The sequence below is a fragment of the Euzebya rosea genome (assembly GCF_003073135.1).
Lineage (GTDB): Bacteria > Actinomycetota > Nitriliruptoria > Euzebyales > Euzebyaceae > Euzebya > Euzebya rosea.
In genome coordinates this window covers 97,942-113,183 of the sequence record NZ_PGDQ01000014.1, presented here as the reverse complement: position 1 = coordinate 113,183, position 15,242 = coordinate 97,942, and the positions used below count along the sequence as shown (strand labels likewise).

The 15,242-nt window shown below is 68.7% G+C and carries 14 protein-coding genes and 2 tRNA genes; 11 read left to right on the top strand and 5 right to left on the bottom strand.

Going from position 1 to position 15,242, the window contains the following annotated elements:
- Positions 1-67: 67 nt before the first annotated feature.
- Genes CUC05_RS18195 through rpmH form a run of 4 tightly spaced genes read right to left on the bottom strand, consistent with a single transcriptional unit; the run spans position 68 to position 1,995 of the window.
- Entirely contained in the window at positions 68-1,180 is a 1,113-nt protein-coding gene (locus CUC05_RS18195; RefSeq protein ID WP_108667547.1) for a YidC/Oxa1 family membrane protein insertase, read from the bottom strand.
- Positions 1,180-1,485, bottom strand: a complete 306-nt coding sequence (gene yidD, locus CUC05_RS18190; protein WP_108667546.1) for a membrane protein insertion efficiency factor YidD — start codon at positions 1,483-1,485, stop codon at positions 1,180-1,182. Before yidD ends, CUC05_RS18195 begins: the two co-directional genes overlap by 1 nt.
- On the bottom strand, positions 1,482-1,823 hold the full coding sequence (gene rnpA, locus CUC05_RS18185; RefSeq protein ID WP_108667545.1) for a ribonuclease P protein component: 342 nt from the start codon (positions 1,821-1,823) through the stop codon (positions 1,482-1,484). The genes yidD and rnpA overlap by 4 nt, the downstream gene beginning before the upstream one ends.
- 34 nt (positions 1,824-1,857) lie before the next feature.
- Positions 1,858-1,995 (bottom strand): 50S ribosomal protein L34, encoded by a 138-nt coding sequence (gene rpmH, locus CUC05_RS18180; RefSeq protein ID WP_108667544.1) that lies wholly within the window; start codon positions 1,993-1,995, stop codon positions 1,858-1,860.
- Positions 1,996-2,416: 421 nt separating this feature from the next.
- On the opposite strand from rpmH, the gene dnaA reads away from it, so the two are divergent.
- From dnaA to CUC05_RS18125, 11 genes are all read left to right on the top strand, one after another.
- Entirely contained in the window at positions 2,417-3,835 is a 1,419-nt protein-coding gene (dnaA, locus tag CUC05_RS18175) for a chromosomal replication initiator protein DnaA (protein WP_108667543.1), read from the top strand.
- Between the two features lie 292 nt (positions 3,836-4,127).
- On the top strand, positions 4,128-5,252 hold the full coding sequence (gene dnaN / locus CUC05_RS18170) for a DNA polymerase III subunit beta (RefSeq protein WP_108667542.1): 1,125 nt from the start codon (positions 4,128-4,130) through the stop codon (positions 5,250-5,252).
- 1 nt (position 5,253) lies between these two features.
- Positions 5,254-5,775, top strand: a complete 522-nt coding sequence (locus CUC05_RS18165; RefSeq protein ID WP_205712417.1) for a DinB family protein — start codon at positions 5,254-5,256, stop codon at positions 5,773-5,775.
- A gap of 28 nt (positions 5,776-5,803) precedes the next feature.
- Positions 5,804-6,967: a DNA replication/repair protein RecF gene (gene recF, locus CUC05_RS18160; protein ID WP_108667541.1), complete on the top strand. Its 1,164-nt coding sequence runs from the start codon at positions 5,804-5,806 to the stop codon at positions 6,965-6,967.
- 55 nt (positions 6,968-7,022) lie between these two features.
- Positions 7,023-7,343 (top strand): DciA family protein, encoded by a 321-nt coding sequence (locus CUC05_RS18155; protein ID WP_108667540.1) that lies wholly within the window; start codon positions 7,023-7,025, stop codon positions 7,341-7,343.
- A gap of 150 nt (positions 7,344-7,493) precedes the next feature.
- Positions 7,494-9,548 (top strand): DNA topoisomerase (ATP-hydrolyzing) subunit B, encoded by a 2,055-nt coding sequence (gyrB, locus tag CUC05_RS18150; RefSeq protein ID WP_276308918.1) that lies wholly within the window; start codon positions 7,494-7,496, stop codon positions 9,546-9,548.
- Between the two features lie 33 nt (positions 9,549-9,581).
- Positions 9,582-12,275: a DNA gyrase subunit A gene (gene gyrA / locus CUC05_RS18145; protein WP_108667538.1), complete on the top strand. Its 2,694-nt coding sequence runs from the start codon at positions 9,582-9,584 to the stop codon at positions 12,273-12,275.
- A 61-nt stretch (positions 12,276-12,336) separates the two neighbouring features.
- On the top strand, positions 12,337-12,774 hold the full coding sequence (locus CUC05_RS18140; protein WP_108667537.1) for a DUF3566 domain-containing protein: 438 nt from the start codon (positions 12,337-12,339) through the stop codon (positions 12,772-12,774).
- 51 nt (positions 12,775-12,825) lie between these two features.
- Positions 12,826-12,899 (top strand) — tRNA-Ile (locus tag CUC05_RS18135).
- 428 nt (positions 12,900-13,327) lie between these two features.
- Positions 13,328-13,987, top strand: a complete 660-nt coding sequence (locus CUC05_RS18130) for a carbonic anhydrase family protein (protein WP_157965724.1) — start codon at positions 13,328-13,330, stop codon at positions 13,985-13,987.
- A 320-nt stretch (positions 13,988-14,307) separates the two neighbouring features.
- Positions 14,308-14,380, top strand: a tRNA-Ala gene (locus tag CUC05_RS18125).
- Positions 14,381-14,413: 33 nt separating this feature from the next.
- Here CUC05_RS18125 and CUC05_RS18120 read toward each other — a convergent pair.
- Positions 14,414-15,238, bottom strand: a complete 825-nt coding sequence (locus tag CUC05_RS18120; protein WP_108667535.1) for a class I SAM-dependent methyltransferase — start codon at positions 15,236-15,238, stop codon at positions 14,414-14,416.
- Between the last annotated feature and the right edge of the window lie 4 nt (positions 15,239-15,242).

Genomic DNA, 15,242 nt, shown 5'->3' with positions numbered 1-15,242 from the left:
ACGCGTCTGATGGAAATCCTCGGCGGAGTCGTCAGAACTGGTGTTCGATCAACGGCCGCCGTTGTGGTCAGCGCTTGCTGCGCCGTCCCGTGGTGTCGCTGGACCCCTCGGCGTCGGTGGACGCCGCGCTGCCGTTGGTGTTGCCGGTCCTGCCGGCCCCGCCCTTGCTGGCCCCGCCCTTGCCGGTCCCGCCCTTGGTCGTCGAGTCCTTGCTGGCGCGACCGTTGGTCGTCCCGCCGCTCGACCGGCCGTTGGAGGTCCCACCGGCGGTCGACTTCTTGCCCGACGTGCCCCCGGGCTGGTTCTTGGCGGCCTTGGCGCGGGCCCGCTCCCTGCGAGCCTCGGCGCGGGCCTCCTCGTCACGGGCCTCCTCGGCCTCGACCTGGCGGAAGATGACCCACTGCTGGCCGATCGTCCACACGTTGGTGGTGACCCAGTACAGGACCACACCGATCGGGAAGGTCCAGGACAGCCAGCCCAAAAAGACCGGCATGATGTAGAGCATCAGCTTCTGCGCCTGCTGCTGCTCGGCGGCCGCCTGGGTGTTGCGGCCCTGCATCATCTTGGTGGAGTAGTACGTCGTCCCGACCTGCAGGGCGACCAGGACGATCGCGCCGATCCCGGCGCCACCTGCCGCGGTGTTGGCCAGCGAGTCGATGCCGAAGAAGTTGGCGGTCGTCAGCTCGGGGATGCGGTCCCCGAAGGTCAGCGCCACGCCGATGCGCTCGGACACGTCGATGAAGATGCGGTCGAGCGCGCCTACCGGGTTGGGCTGCAGGACCCGGAAGAGGGCGAAGAAGATCGGCATCTGCAGCACGAGCGGCAGGCAACCCCCGACGGGGTTGACGTTGTGCTCCTGGTACAGGGCCATCTGCGCTTCGCGCTGCTTCTCCTTGGCGGCCTTGTACTTCTCGGGATCCGTCTTCATCAACGTCTTGTCGACGTCGTACTTCTTCTGGATCTTCTTGAGCTCGGGCTGCAGCTTCTGCATCGAGCGCATGGACTTGGTCTGGCGCACCGCGAGGGGCACCAGGAACAGCCGGACGGTCAGGGTCAGCAGGATGATGCTGAAGCCCCACTTGTAGCCCCCTGCGATCGGGTCCAGCAGGTTGGCGTACATGTGCAGGATGGCGGAAAGGCCGTCCTGGAGACCGTTCCATATCTGGCTGAAGAACGACATCAGAGGTGCTCCTCCTGACGCGGTTGGGACGCGTCAGCTGGGGGGTGGAGTTCGGGAGGTGTGGAGTCGCCGCGCGTGGCGCGACGCGGTGGGACGGGGTCGAGTCCCGTGCCACCCCAGGGGTGGCACCTGCCGAGGCGACGAAGCGTCAGCCAGGTTCCCCGCACGGCGCCGTGGACACGGATGGCCTCGAGGCCGTACGCCGAGCAGGTGGGGTGGTACCGACAGGTCTCGGCCCGCTTGGGCACGAGCCGATACAGCCTGATCAGGCCGGCCAGCACCCAGGCGAGCGGTGACGTCCTCATGCCGCGGCTGCCCGCACGTGAACACGAGACAGCGCACGCTCCAGGTCCTTGCGGACGTCGGCGAACGCCGCAGTCACCGCCGGTGGCTTGGCGGTGACAACGAGGTCCATCCCGGGGGGCAGGTCAGCCGCCTGGAGGGCAGCACGAATGCGGCGCTTGGCGCGATTGCGCTGCACAGCGCCGCCGACGCGACGACCGGCCACCACGGTGGCACGGCATTCGTGCGTCGGGTCCGAGGGACGTCCGTGGACCACGAGGGTGGCGGTGCCCATCGCGTTTCGCGCATCGAAGACCGCCCGGATCTCTCGCCCGGAACGCAGTCGCGCGGGGGTGGGCATGCTCCCCACCGTAGCGAGGACAGGTGGAGCCGACCTACGCGGTCAGCTTCTTGCGGCCCTTCGCACGACGCGCCTTGATCACGGCACGGCCGGACGCGGTCTGCATGCGGGCGCGGAAGCCGTGCTTCTTGGCGCGACGACGGTTGTTGGGCTGGAAGGTGCGCTTGCTCATGACTGGAGGCCTTACTGTTGGGTCGTGGCCGTCCCCGCAGACGGCGGCCCACAGCTCGGGGGCCTGGGCAGTGCGGGTGGCGTAGGTGTCGCGGCGGGGCGTGGCATGAGTCGGGCCCCCGGATGGGGGCACCAATCCCGCGCGCGATGGACCAGTGTATTGACCACCCCCCAGAAGCGTCAACCGGCCACCAATCCACACTTGTCCACAGGTCGACAGGCCCCCTAGACTCCGCAACCTTCCCATGGGTGAACGGGAGTGTCCAACGGCCTCGAATACCACGCGCCCGACATTCCCACAACCTGTGGAAAACTCTGTGGATGACCGGTACGCATCACGTCGATGATGCGCTCGACCGGCCCTCCGGAGCCCTCGTGCTCCAGCCCCGCCGTTCCCGACGACCAAGTGAGCTGACCGCGCGATGGACCTCGAAGGCCAAGACCTCGTCGACGTCTGGAACACGGCGGTGAGGCAGCTCTCGGCCGACGTCCCCAGCGCCGCACAGCTGACCTGGATGGCCGAGACCCACCCGATCGGCCTGTCCGACGGGGTCTGCGTGCTGTCCGCCCCCCACGAGTTCGCCCGCGAGCAGCTGCGACGGAAGTTCCAGGACAAGATCTCCGGCGCCCTGTCCGATGCGGTCGGCTCGCCGGTCACCCTGGTCATCACCGTCCGGCCCGACACCGCCGAGCCCACCTCCACCAGCGACCCCGCACCGTTCGTCGAGGAACCCGACGACGTGCGCATGGCACCGCCCACTCCGCGCGTGGACACCTCCGTGCACGGCAACGTGCACGCGCTGCCCACGTCGAACCTGTCGGACAAGTACGTCTTCGAACGCTTCGTCATCGGGCCGGGCAACCGGTTCGCCCATGCCGCCGCCTTCGCCGTGGCCGAGGCCCCCGCGAAGGCCTACAACCCGCTGTTCATCTACGGCGGCTCCGGCCTGGGCAAGACCCACCTCCTGCAGGCGGTCGGCCACTACGCCGGCCGGCTGTACCCCCGCTCCAAGATCACCTACGTCACCTCCGAGCAGTTCACGTCGGAGTTCATCGAGGGGGTGCGCAGCGGACACCAGGCAAGCTTCCAGCGCCGTTACCGCGACGTGGACATCCTGCTGATCGACGACATCCAGTTCCTGGAGAAGGCCGAGCGGACGCAGGAGGAGTTCTTCCACACGTTCAACGCCCTCCACCACGCCGAGAAGCAGATCGTCCTGACCTCCGACCGGCCGCCCCGCGCGCTGGAACGCCTCGAGGACCGGCTACGCACCCGGTTCGAGATGGGCCTGCTGACCGACGTGCAGCCGCCCGACCTCGAGACCCGCCAGGCGATCCTCCGTCGCAAGGCGGAGCTGGAGGAGGTCGACGTCCCCGCAGGGGTCCTCGAGCTGATCGCCAGCCGCATCTCCACCAACATCCGTGAGCTCGAGGGCGCGCTGATCCGCGTGATCGCCGCGGCCAGCCTCTCCAAGCAGCCCGTCAGCATGGCGCTGGCCGAGACGGCGCTGAAGGACATCTTCCCTGCGGCCACGCTGGGGGAGATCACCGCTGACGTGATCATGGAGGAGACGGCCAAGTACTTCGGCTTCTCCACCGACGAGCTGTGCTCGGCCACGCGCACCCGGTCGCTGGTGACGGCCCGCCAGATCGGCATGTACCTGACCCGCGAGCTCACCGAGCTGTCGTTGCCCAAGATCGGCGAGCAGTACGGCGGCCGCGACCACACCACGGTCATCCACGCGAACAAGAAGATCCAGAAGCTCATCCGCGAACGGCCCGCCCTCTTCGAGCAGATCCAGGAGCTCACGGGGCACATCAAGGCGCGGTCCCGTGGCTGAGATTCGCCCACAGGTGCTCGTGGACAACCGGTGGACGGTCCTCGACGCTCCACGAGCAGAACGCGACACTGGGCTTGTCCACATGCGCGTTCCCGGAATTACACGTGTGCCGCACAGCTTCCCCACGAGGCGGCCAACAGGGTCAAACGACCTGTGACCTCGCGAAAGAGCGGTTACCCACAGGCGTTCGTCGCCCCTACAACTACAACTGTTCCTAGAGATCTGACATCAACCCCTTAACCCGAGGGCCCGGGGAGCGGTGGAAAACACCGCCACGAGCCGAGGAGATCCCATGAAGTTCCGCGCCGAGCGCACCGAGTTCGAAGAGGCCATCAAGTGGGTGCAGCGCACCGTCGGTGAGCGCGTCAGCTTTCCCGCGATGGCCGGCATCAAGCTGAGCCTTGCCGGTGACGAGCTGACCCTGTCCTCGACCAACGGGCAGATCGACTCCGAGCTGACCCTGCCCGTCCAGGGCGAACGGGATGGCGGCGCGCTGGTGTCCGGCAAGCTGCTCAGCAACGTCGTCCACCTGCTGCCCAACGACGCCGTGGAGATCGCCGCCGTCAACGAGGCCATGAACATCCGGTGTGGCCGTGCGAGCTTCGAGCTCCGGCTGATGGTGCTCGAGGACTTCCCGTCCATGCGCACCCCGCTGGAGGACGCCCCGTCGGCCACCCTGCAGGCCGGCGAGTTCTCCCAGCTGATCACCCAGGTCGCCCGCTCCGCCAGCACCGAGGACGCCCGTGCCGTCCTCACCGGCGTGAAGCTCGAGGCCAGCGACGGCAACTTCACCGCCGCAGCCACCGACTCCTACCGCCTGGCCGTCCGCACGATCCCGTGGGACGAGGCCGGCGAGATGAGCGCCCTCGTGTCGCGTCGTGCGCTGGAGCAGGCCAAGCACGCTGCCGACATGCTCGGGAGCGCCGTGAAGCTGGTCCTGGAGCCCAGCTACGCCACCTTCGTGTTCGCCGACCGCCGCCTGGTCTCCACCCTGGTGGAGGGCAAGTACCCGGAGTACCGCGGACTGATCCCCGACGGCTACGAGCGGCGCATCCGCGTCGACCGCCAGGCCCTGACCGAGGTCGTGCGACGCATCGCCGTCGTCGGTGAGGCCGACAAGGCCATGACGCCGGTGATCCTGGGCATGGACAGCGACACGCTGACGGTGAAGGCCGACTCCACCGAAGCCGGGCAGGCCGAGGAGTCCCTCCCGATCGAGCTGGAGGGCGAGCCGCTCCAGATCGCGTTCAACCCGCGCTTCCTCATCGACGGCCTCGACGCCATGGGTGGCGAGCAGGTCATGTTCGAGTTCCGCGACGAGCTCAAGCCCGCCGTCATGCGCCCGCCGGCGCCGGAGGAGGGCGACGACGAGTCCGAGGCGGACTACCTGTACCTGCTGATGCCCGTCCGGGTCTGACGTGGGTCTCGCCGAGCGCGTCGACCCGGACGGCGCGACCGACGAGAAGACCATGCTGGTCCAGTACCTGGATCACCTGCGCGCGACCGTGGCGATGAAGGCCCGTGGCGTCGATGCCGCGGGCGCGGCTGCCACGGTCGGCGCCTCGACCCTCACCCTGGGCGGGCTGGTCAAGCACCTGACCCTGGTCGAGCACAGCTGGTTCGAGCACCGGTTCGTCGACGGACCGGGCCGCGAACCCTGGATCGGCGTCGACTGGGAGTCCGACCCCGACTGGGAGTTCCGCACGGGGGCGACGGAGGACGTCGACGACCTGCTGGCGGAGTACGACGCTGCCTGCGCACGGTCCAACGCCATCATCGCGGCCGCGGAGCTGGACGACCTGCTCGCCTGGTCGGGCTGGGAGGGGCGCGAACGGCCCAACCTCCGCTGGGTCATCCTCCACATGATCGAGGAAACCGCCCGCCACGCGGGGCACGCGGACCTGCTGCGCGAAGCCATCGACGGCGTCGTCGGCGAGTGACGCGTCCGACCACGACACGGACGACCTGATGCGGCTGGAATCGCTGCACCTGCTCGACGTGCGCAACTACGAACGGCTGGACCTCGAGCTCCAGCCCGGCGTGACGACGTTCGTCGGCTCCAACGCGCAGGGCAAGACCAACCTGCTGGAGGCCGTGCATTACCTGTCGCTGGGGCGATCCCACCGGGTCTCCAGCGACCAGGCGATGGTCCGGGCCGGCGCCGACGCGGCCGTCATCCGCGCGGAGGCCCGCAGCGACATGGGCCAGCGGATCGCCGTCAGCGTCGAGCTTCGGCAGGGACGCAACCGTGCCCAGCTCAACGGCCAGCCGATGCAGCGCATGTCCGACGCGTTCGGGGCGATCCGGTCGGTCATGCTCGCGCCGGAGGACCTGACCCTGGTCCGCGGCGACCCCGGTGATCGCCGGCGCTTCCTCGACGACCTGCTGGCCGGCCGACGCGCCACCTTCGCCGGGGTGCGCAGCGACCTCGACCGTGCCCTGACCCAGCGCAACGCGATCCTCAAGGACGCACGGATCACGGGTCGCCTCCAGCGGGACGTGCTCGAGGTCTGGACCGACACCTACGTCAACACCGCCGGGCCGGTGCTGGCGGCGCGGATCGCGGCCATCAACGCCCTCGCCGAACCGGTCGCCGAGGCCTACGCCGACCTCGTGGCCGCGAGCCCGTCCCAGGACGTCGATCGGCTGCCCGTCCTGGCCTACGAGCTGTCCTGGGGCCGCACGGTCACCGGCACGACGGGCCAGCCCGTGCCCGATCCGGGTGAGCTGGCCGGGGAGCTGCGCGAGGCGCTGGCCGAGCAGGAACGCGACGAGGTCCGACGTGGCATGACGCTGGTCGGACCGCACCGCGACGAGCTGTTCCTCGGCATCGGCGACCTGCCGGCCAAGGGCTACGCCAGCCACGGGGAGCAGTGGTCGCTGGCCCTCGCGCTCAAGCTCGCCTCCCACGAGGTCATCGGCGAGATCGGCGACGAGCCGATCGTCCTGCTCGACGACGTGTTCGCGGAGCTCGACGAGGACCGTCGTCGACGCCTGGCTGCACGCTGCGCAGGGTTCGAGCAGGTCCTGGTCACCGCCGCCGTCGGGACGGAGGTCCCCCTCGAGGGGATGCGCGTCCACATCCGGGCCGGTACGGTCATCGACCCGCCGTCGATCGGAGGATCCACGTGAAACCCCCATCCCTCCGCCCGGTGCCCATGCTCGTCCCGAGCGCCCGACCTCGCGGATGAGCCGCCGACCACACCGCCCGGACCCCCAGCCGATCGGGCGGGTCATCGACGAGATGATCACCCGTCGCCGCTGGGCCGGCCGGCTCGACGGGGCGCGGATCTTCGACTTCTGGGACGAGGCCGCAGGCCCCGACATCGCCGCCCATGCCAACCCCGTTCGGCTGCACGGCGGTGTCCTCGTGATCGCGGCAGAGGACGCGGGCTGGGCGACCCAGCTGCGCTACTTCACCGGCGACCTCCAGGCCCGTGTCAACTCGATTATGGGACCGGACACTGTCCGCAAGATCGAGATCGTGGTCCAGCGCTCCTCCAAATAGCCTCTGACCTGCTGAAACGCCACTGCGTGGCTTCCAAGGGTCGAAGGTCACGTACGTGGTAGTCTTCGTGGTCACCGCAATATGCTTCCCACAGGGCCGTCTGGCGCGACAACGCGCGCGGCCCGCTGGGATCGATCCGGAAGGCGTTCTGTGTCCGACGACCAGACCCCGAAGGACGACGTCGCGGGCGAGCAGGCCGAAGCATCCACGCCTGCTCCCGCGCCGGAGTCCTCCTACGAAGCCAGCGACATCACCGTCCTCGAAGGACTCGAGGCGGTCCGCAAGCGTCCCGGCATGTACATCGGTTCGACGGGGCCACGGGGCCTGCACCACCTGGTGTGGGAGATCGTGGACAACTCCGTCGACGAGGCCATGGCCGGTCGCTGCGACAGCATCGACGTCCGGCTCCTCGCCGACGGTGGCGTGCGGGTCGAGGACGACGGTCGCGGCATCCCGGTGGAGATGCACCCCACCCAGGGCAAGTCCACCCTCGAGGTCGTCCTGACGATCCTCCACGCGGGCGGGAAGTTCGACAACCAGGCCTACGCCGTCTCCGGTGGCCTCCACGGCGTGGGTGTCTCGGTCGTCAACGCGCTGTCCAGCCGCCTGATCGCCGAGGTCAAGCGCGAGGGCAAGCTCTGGCGCCAGTCGTTCCAGCGCGGGGTCCCCGACGCGCCCATCGAGGCCGTCCGGGACCTCGAGCCCGGCGAGGGCACCGGGACGATCATCACGTTCTGGGCCGACGACGAGATCTTCGAGACCAACGAGTACAGCTGGGAGACGCTGACCACCCGGTTCCGCGAGACCGCCTTCCTGACCGCAGGCCTGCGGATCAGCGTGGCCGACGAGCGCACCGGGCACACCGACGAGGACGGCAACCAGCTGACCCAGGAGTTCCACGCCGAGGGCGGCCTGTCGGACTTCGTGGCCTACCTGAACTCCACCAAGAAGACCGAGGTCCACGACGACATCATCGCCTTCACGGCCTCCGAGACCCACGACACCGAGGGCATCGCCGAGGTCGACATCGCGATGCAGTGGTCCAACGAGTACCACGAGTCCATCCACTCCTTCGCCAACACCATCAACACCCACGAGGGCGGCACACACGAGGAGGGGTTCCGGGCGGCGCTGACCTCCACGGTCAACCGCATCGCCACCGACGCCGGGATCCTGCCGATCAAGGGCCAGGGCGGCATCGAGCGGCTCGAGGCCAACGACATCCGCGAGGGGCTGACCGCCGTCATCTCCGTGAAGCTCGGCGACCCCCAGTTCGAGGGACAGACCAAGACCAAGCTGGGCAACACCCACATCCGGTCGTTCGTGCAGCGCACGGTCAACGACCAGCTCAAGACCTGGTTCGAGGAGAACCCGGCCGAGGGCAAGCGGATCTTCATGAAGGCCATCGACTCGGCGCGCGCCCGCAAGGCCGCCCAGCAGGCCCGCGACCTGACCCGCCGCAAGGGGTTGCTGGACTCGACGTCGCTGCCGGGCAAGCTGGCGGACTGCCAGTCGCGTGACCCCGCGGAGTGCGAGGTGTTCGTCGTCGAGGGTGACTCGGCCGGTGGCACCTCCAAGCAGGCCCGTGACCGTCGCTTCCAGGCCATCCTGCCGCTGCGCGGGAAGATCCTGAACGTCGAGAAGGCCCGCCTGACCAAGATCCTCGAGAACAAGGAGGTCCAGGCGCTGATCACCGCGATCGGCACCGGGATCGGCGAGGAGTTCGACATCGAGAAGGCGCGGTATCACAAGATCGTGATGCTGATGGACGCCGACGTCGACGGTGCCCACATCCGCACCCTCGTGCTGACGTTCCTGTTCCGCTACATGCGGCCGCTGATCGAGGCCGGCTACGTCTACATCGCGCAGCCGCCGCTGTACCAGATCCAGCCGCGTGGCTCGAAGTCCAAGAAGTCGATCCGCTACGCGTTCTCCGACCGGGAGCGCGACGCCATCCTCCGCGAGATCAACCCCGAGGGGACGCGGAAGATCGAGGTCCAGCGGTTCAAGGGCCTCGGCGAGATGGACGACGAGCAGCTCGAGATGACCACCATGGACCCGACGAAGCGGAACATGCTGCAGGTCACGCTCGCCGACGGTGCGGCCGCCGACCAGATGTTCTCCATCCTGATGGGCGACGACGTCCAGGCACGTCGCGACTTCATCATCCGCAACGCCAGCAACGTCCAGTTCCTGGACGTCTAGGACCCTTGAACGGTCCAGCAGAGGTTCACCATCATGGCTGACGACACCACTCCTGACGTGCCCGAGGACGCCACACCCGAGACCCCCGAGGGGGAGGGCGAGGCGACAGTGGCCACCGAGGTCTTCGAGGCAGTCGAGATCGAGGAGGAGATGCAGCGCTCCTACATCGATTACGCGATGAGCGTGATCGTGGGGCGTGCGCTGCCCGACGTCCGTGACGGCCTCAAGCCCGTCCACCGCCGCATCCTGTTCTCCATGTGGGAGGGCGGCATGCGCGCTGGCACGCAGCACCGCAAGTCCGCGGCTGCCGTCGGCGACGTGATGAAGAAGTACCACCCCCACGGCGACTCCTCGATCTACGACGCGCTGGTCCGCATGGCCCAGCCGTGGGCGATCCGGTACCCGCTGATCGAGGGACACGGGAACTTCGGCTCCGTCGACGGTGACCCGCCCGCGGCGATGCGCTACACCGAAGCCCGGCTGTCCCCCCTCGCGATGGAGCTCCTCCGCGACATCGAGGAGGAGACCGTCGACTGGCAGGACAACTACGACGGCCAGGAGTCCGAGCCGCTGGTCCTGCCCAGCCGCTTCCCCAACCTGCTGGTCAACGGGTCGGCCGGCATCGCCGTCGGCATGGCCACCAACGTCCCGCCGCACAACCTCGGTGAGGTCACCCGGGCGATCGTGGCGCAGATGGCCAACCCCGAGATCACCCTCGACGAGCTGATGGAGATCATCCCGGGTCCGGACTTCCCGACCGGGGCCCTGATCATGGGTGCGAACCCCATCCGGCAGGCCTACGAGACCGGCCGCGGGTCCATCCGCATGCGCGCCGTCGTCGACATCGAGGAGAACCGCGCCGGCGAGCAGCTGGTCGTCACCGAGCTGCCCTACCAGGTCAACAAGGCCAACCTGGCGCTGAAGATCGCCGAGCTGGTCAACACCAAGCGCCTGACGGGCATCCGCGACATCCGCGACGAGTCCAACCGCAAGGGCATCCGGCTCGTCATCGAGCTGAAGCGCGACGCCAACGCCCAGGTCGTGCTCAACCAGCTGTACAAGGCCACGCAGCTGCAGGACACCTTCGGGGTCATCAACCTCTCGCTGGTCCCCACCGGCGAGGACGAGGTCAGCCCCGGGGTGCCGCGCACGATGGGTCTCAAGGACACCATCTCGCGCTACATCACCCACCAGATCGAGATCATCACCCGGAGGACGGAGTACCGGCTGCGCAAGGCGCGCGAACGGGCCCACATCCTCGAGGGCCTGATCATCGCGCTGGACAACCTCGACGACGTCATCCAGCTGATCCGCAACTCCGCCTCCGCCGACGCGGCCCAGTCCGAGCTGATGTCGCGCTTCGACCTGTCCGACGTGCAGGCCACCGCGATCCTCAACCTCCCCCTGCGCCGCCTGGCCGCCCTCGAGCGCCAGCGGATCCAGGAGGAGTACGCCGAGCTGATGGAGCGGATCACCGAGCTCGAGGGGATCCTCGCCGACCCGCAGAAGGTCAAGGACATCATCGTCGAGGAGCTGGAGGAGATCGCCGACCGCTTCGGCGACGCCCGCCGGACCCGGATCGTCCCCGCCGAGGGCGACCTCGACATCGAGGACCTCATCGCCGAGGAAGAGGTGGTCGTCACGATCACCCAGGCCGGCTACATCAAGCGGGTCTCGGCCAGCGAGTACAAGGTCCAGAAGCGCGGCGGAAAGGGCATCAACGCCGGTGGCCTCAAGGACGAGGACATCATCTGGGACCTGTTCTCGACCTCCACCCACCACTGGGTGCTGTTCTTCACCTCCAAGGGCCGGATGCATCGCATCAAGGCCTGGCAGATCCCCGAGAAGAGCCGCACCGCCCGTGGTGTGTACATGGCCAACGTCCCCGGCCTGGAGCTGGACAAGGACGAGGTCGTGCGCACCGTCGTGCACCTGGACTCCCTGGAGCAGGACGGCAAGCACCTGCTGTTCTCCACCCGCAACGGGATCGTCAAGCGCACGAAGCTGGAGGAGTACGACTCCCCGCGTTCGACGCTCATCGCGATCAACCTGCGTGACGGGGACGAGCTGATCGACGTGCGGCTGACCTCCGGCGACGACGACGTGATCCTCGTCTCGCTCAAGGGCCAGTCGATCCGGTTCCACGAGTCCGACGCACGCGCCATGGGCCGCAACGCCAGCGGCGTGAAGGGCATGAACCTGGCCGACGGCGACGAGCTGCTGGCCTGCGCCATCGTCGAACCCGACGGGTACCTGGTCGTCATCACCGACGAAGGCTTCGGCAAGCGCACCCCGCTGGAGCGCTACCCCACCCAGAAGCGCGGCGGCATGGGCGTGAAGACGGCCAAGCTGACCGACGGACGAGGTGGGCTCGTGGGGGCGATCGTCGCCGGGTACGAGCAGGAGATCTTCATCGTCACCGACCGCGGCACCATCATCCGGATGGACGTCAAGGACGTCCGCCCCACGGGGCGCAACACCCAGGGCGTGCGGGTCATGACCCCGCGAGAGGGCGCCAAGGTCGCGTCGGTCGCGAAGGTCATGGAGCTCGAGGACGACGACGTCGAGGACGAGGCGGCCACCGGCGGCGATGCCTCGGCCGATGCGCCGGCGATCGACACCGACCGAGAGGTGTCGGCGACGGACAGTGAGGGCATCGATGGTGACATCGACGACGACATCGACGGGGACGCAGCGTCCTCGGACACCTCCGAGGAGGAGGAGTAGCCTTCACCCGGCCGATCGGCCCGCACGGCGCCGTCACCGGGTCAACTAGACTGCGAGCACCATGTCAACCACCCAACGCCCCAGCAGCGGGAAGAACAAGCCCGCCACGCGGGTGAGCAACCAGCAGCCCCCGCGCGAGCGGGTCAGGACCGGTCAGGTCGTCCGTCGCCGGGCGACCGTGCGCCGCATCGACCCGTGGTCGGTGCTGAAGCTGTCGGTGATCTTCTACTTCTGCTTCCTGCTCGTGGTCATGCTGGGCCTCAGCGTCTTCTGGTCCGTCATCCTGCGGATCGGCGTGATCGACACGCTGACGTCGTTCCTCGACGAGCTGCAGCTGACGCTGGTCATCAACGGTGGGAACATCGCCCGGGCAGCGTTCCTCCTGGGCCTGCTCAACGTCGTCCTGTGGACCGGCATCAACGTTTTCCTTGCCTTCCTCTACAACCTGGTCGCCGATCTCCTCGGCGGACTGCGCATCGAGTTGGCAAGCGAGGAGTAGTCGACCTACACTCCTTGACTCCCGCGCGGGCTCTCCGCATCCGCGCAACAAGGGCCATTAGCTCAGGCGGTTAGAGCGCACCCCTGATAAGGGTGAGGTCCGAGGTTCAAGTCCTCGATGGCCCACGACAGCGTCACTTGCTTCGCTGCGTGACGTGTCGTTGTTCATCGAGGACTTCGTCCATCCTCTCGCTCCGCTCGGGCCGTTCGGGCCACGGAGGCCAGGGCGACCGACCTGGGGCCGGATTCGGTGCTGCCCGCTGGCCGTTCGGGCCACGGAGCCCATGGCGACAGAGCTGGGGCCGGATTCGGTGCTGCCCGCTGGCCGTTCGGGCCACGGAGGCCAAGGGCGACCACTCCGGGGCCGGATTCGGTGCTGCCCGGTGTCCGATCCGGTGGATTCGCGCGGTGGTCGAGCGGCCTTCGTGTGAACTTGGCTGGTGGCGTGCCGGTGCGCGTGGCCGGGCTGCGGCTGGTTGGCGCGATCGGGGCCTGCATCGTCCATGGACGAGTTCGGGCACGATCGGGCGGCGTGGAGTGGTTGAATCCCGTCCATGCAGCCACCTCTTGGGGAACCGCCGATGTCGTCCGCGGCCGGCGGCGCGCCCATCGAGTTCCCGGAACCGCGCAGCGGGGGTGGGCAGGTGACGATCCTGACGCGTCGGGCGCGACTCGGCGTGGCGGGGACGCACCATCGCCGGCCGCTGGAGGACAGCGCCCTGCTCGTCCTCGGGACCGGCACGTCGGTGCTGCAGACGGTCAGCACCCGGACCCCGGCGGAGCACCCGCACCACGGCAGGACCCCACCGGCGGAGCTGCAGCTGCGGTTCGCCGCCGACGAGGGGGCGCAGGTGGGCCTCGCCGTCCCGATCGTGCCCGGACCACCCAGCGCCGCCCTGGACGACCTGGAGCGCGGCATCCTCGACGTCTACGGGCTGCTGACCCGGCCGCGCGAGTTCGCCGGGTACCACGGAACCGACACCCTCCCCCCGTTCGTGGACCCCACCATGTGGCTGGTCGCGCTCACCTCCCTGACCGCCAGCGGCGCCCAGCTGGAGCGCCTGACGACCGCGACGGCTCCCGGGTATCGACCGCTTCCTCCGCGCAGCGCCCAGCCCAGCCAGGGGCGCCCGGTGGTCCGCCTGCGCGCCAAGGTCCTGATCCTCAGGACGGGCAGCTCGGGGGCCGAGACCGGTGAGCTGGCCCTGACCTGACGCGGCACCGCCCTGACGCATCACCTGCCCGAGGTGTCGTCCTCGGGTAGGCTCCGCGGCCGAACATCCCCATCGTGACGCGAGCCCTGCCCGACCGAGGCAGACGGAGGAGACCGAGATGAAGAAGCTGATTGTCCTGCTGGCCGTCCTTGCCGCTGGCGCCATGGCGCTCAAGCGCCAGCGCGACATGGAGCTCGACGAGGCCATCTGGGAAGAGCCGCGCGACCTGTAGGCAACCCGGACGAGGGACGGCTGTACGACGGGTCCAGCACCCAGCTGGGCCCGATCGCTCGTGCCGCGCTACCCTTCGTTCTCCCCTCGGGGCCATAGCTCAGTTGGTAGAGCGCTGTCTTTGCATGGCAGATGTCGGCGGTTCGATTCCGCCTGGCTCCACCGGACCGCCCGCGCCAGCACCCGCCCAGCGGGTCAGCGACGACGCTGGTAGGTCACCGCAAGCGACTTGACCGGGGACAGGTACTTGCCCCACCACGATCGCAGCAGGCGTTCGGCGCGGGGGTCGTCCACCGGCAACGGGTCGCCCGGCTCGTCGCTGCGGTGCAGGACCGTCATGTGCAGGTCCAGCCGCTTGGCCAGCCGGCGCAGGCGCCACATCGACATGTTCTGGGTTCGCATGCCCCGCAGCTCGCGGTACTTCTGTCGACGCTCCGAGGACAGCCAGGGCAGCAGCGCGAGCACCCCGAAGATCGTGTCGGCCAATCCGATCGGCAGCCACGGTGGCCCGGCGATGCCCAGGTGCTGCTCGACCGGCCAGATCCGGTTCGGGGTGACCACCAGGATGATCCCGCCGGGGGCCAGCACCCGGCGAAGCTCGCGCAGGTACCGCTCGTCGTCCGGCACGTGCTCGATGACGTCCATCGACTCGATGACGTCCACGCTGCCATCGGGGATCGGCAGCCGTGCCTCGGGGGCCAGCTCGTGCACCTCGACCCCGTCGACGTCGGCGACGCGTGACCGGGCCATGTGGGCGAAGTGGGCGTCGACCTCCACCCCCTCCACCAGCTCGGCGCCCGCATCGGCGTAGGCCAGCAACGATCCACCGGCCCCGCAGCCGCTGGACAGCACCCGGGCCCCGTCGAGCGGATGCAGGCGGTCCATGTACCGCGCCCAGCGGTGGAACCGCTCGATGTCGGTGAAGGTGTGGACCAGCGCGTCGTAGTTGAACTGGGCCTCCCGACCGGCCAGGTAGGACTGGACGGCCTCGAGGAAGGCAGGAGGTGTGGGATCGGTCATGGCA

Coding starts and splice junctions, on each gene's coding strand:
- dnaN (WP_108667542.1), top strand. CDS start 4,128: ATGAAGTTCCGCGCCGAGCGCACCGAGTTCGAAGAGGCCATCAAGTGG.
- rnpA (WP_108667545.1), bottom strand. CDS start 1,823: ATGCCCACCCCCGCGCGACTGCGTTCCGGGCGAGAGATCCGGGCGGTC.
- yidD (WP_108667546.1), bottom strand. CDS start 1,485: ATGAGGACGTCACCGCTCGCCTGGGTGCTGGCCGGCCTGATCAGGCTG.
- gyrA (WP_108667538.1), top strand. CDS start 9,582: ATGGCTGACGACACCACTCCTGACGTGCCCGAGGACGCCACACCCGAG.
- dnaA (WP_108667543.1), top strand. CDS start 2,417: ATGGACCTCGAAGGCCAAGACCTCGTCGACGTCTGGAACACGGCGGTG.
- CUC05_RS18130 (WP_157965724.1), top strand. CDS start 13,328: ATGCAGCCACCTCTTGGGGAACCGCCGATGTCGTCCGCGGCCGGCGGC.
- recF (WP_108667541.1), top strand. CDS start 5,804: ATGCGGCTGGAATCGCTGCACCTGCTCGACGTGCGCAACTACGAACGG.
- CUC05_RS18155 (WP_108667540.1), top strand. CDS start 7,023: ATGAGCCGCCGACCACACCGCCCGGACCCCCAGCCGATCGGGCGGGTC.
- CUC05_RS18195 (WP_108667547.1), bottom strand. CDS start 1,180: ATGTCGTTCTTCAGCCAGATATGGAACGGTCTCCAGGACGGCCTTTCC.
- CUC05_RS18140 (WP_108667537.1), top strand. CDS start 12,337: ATGTCAACCACCCAACGCCCCAGCAGCGGGAAGAACAAGCCCGCCACG.
- rpmH (WP_108667544.1), bottom strand. CDS start 1,995: ATGAGCAAGCGCACCTTCCAGCCCAACAACCGTCGTCGCGCCAAGAAG.
- CUC05_RS18120 (WP_108667535.1), bottom strand. CDS start 15,238: ATGACCGATCCCACACCTCCTGCCTTCCTCGAGGCCGTCCAGTCCTAC.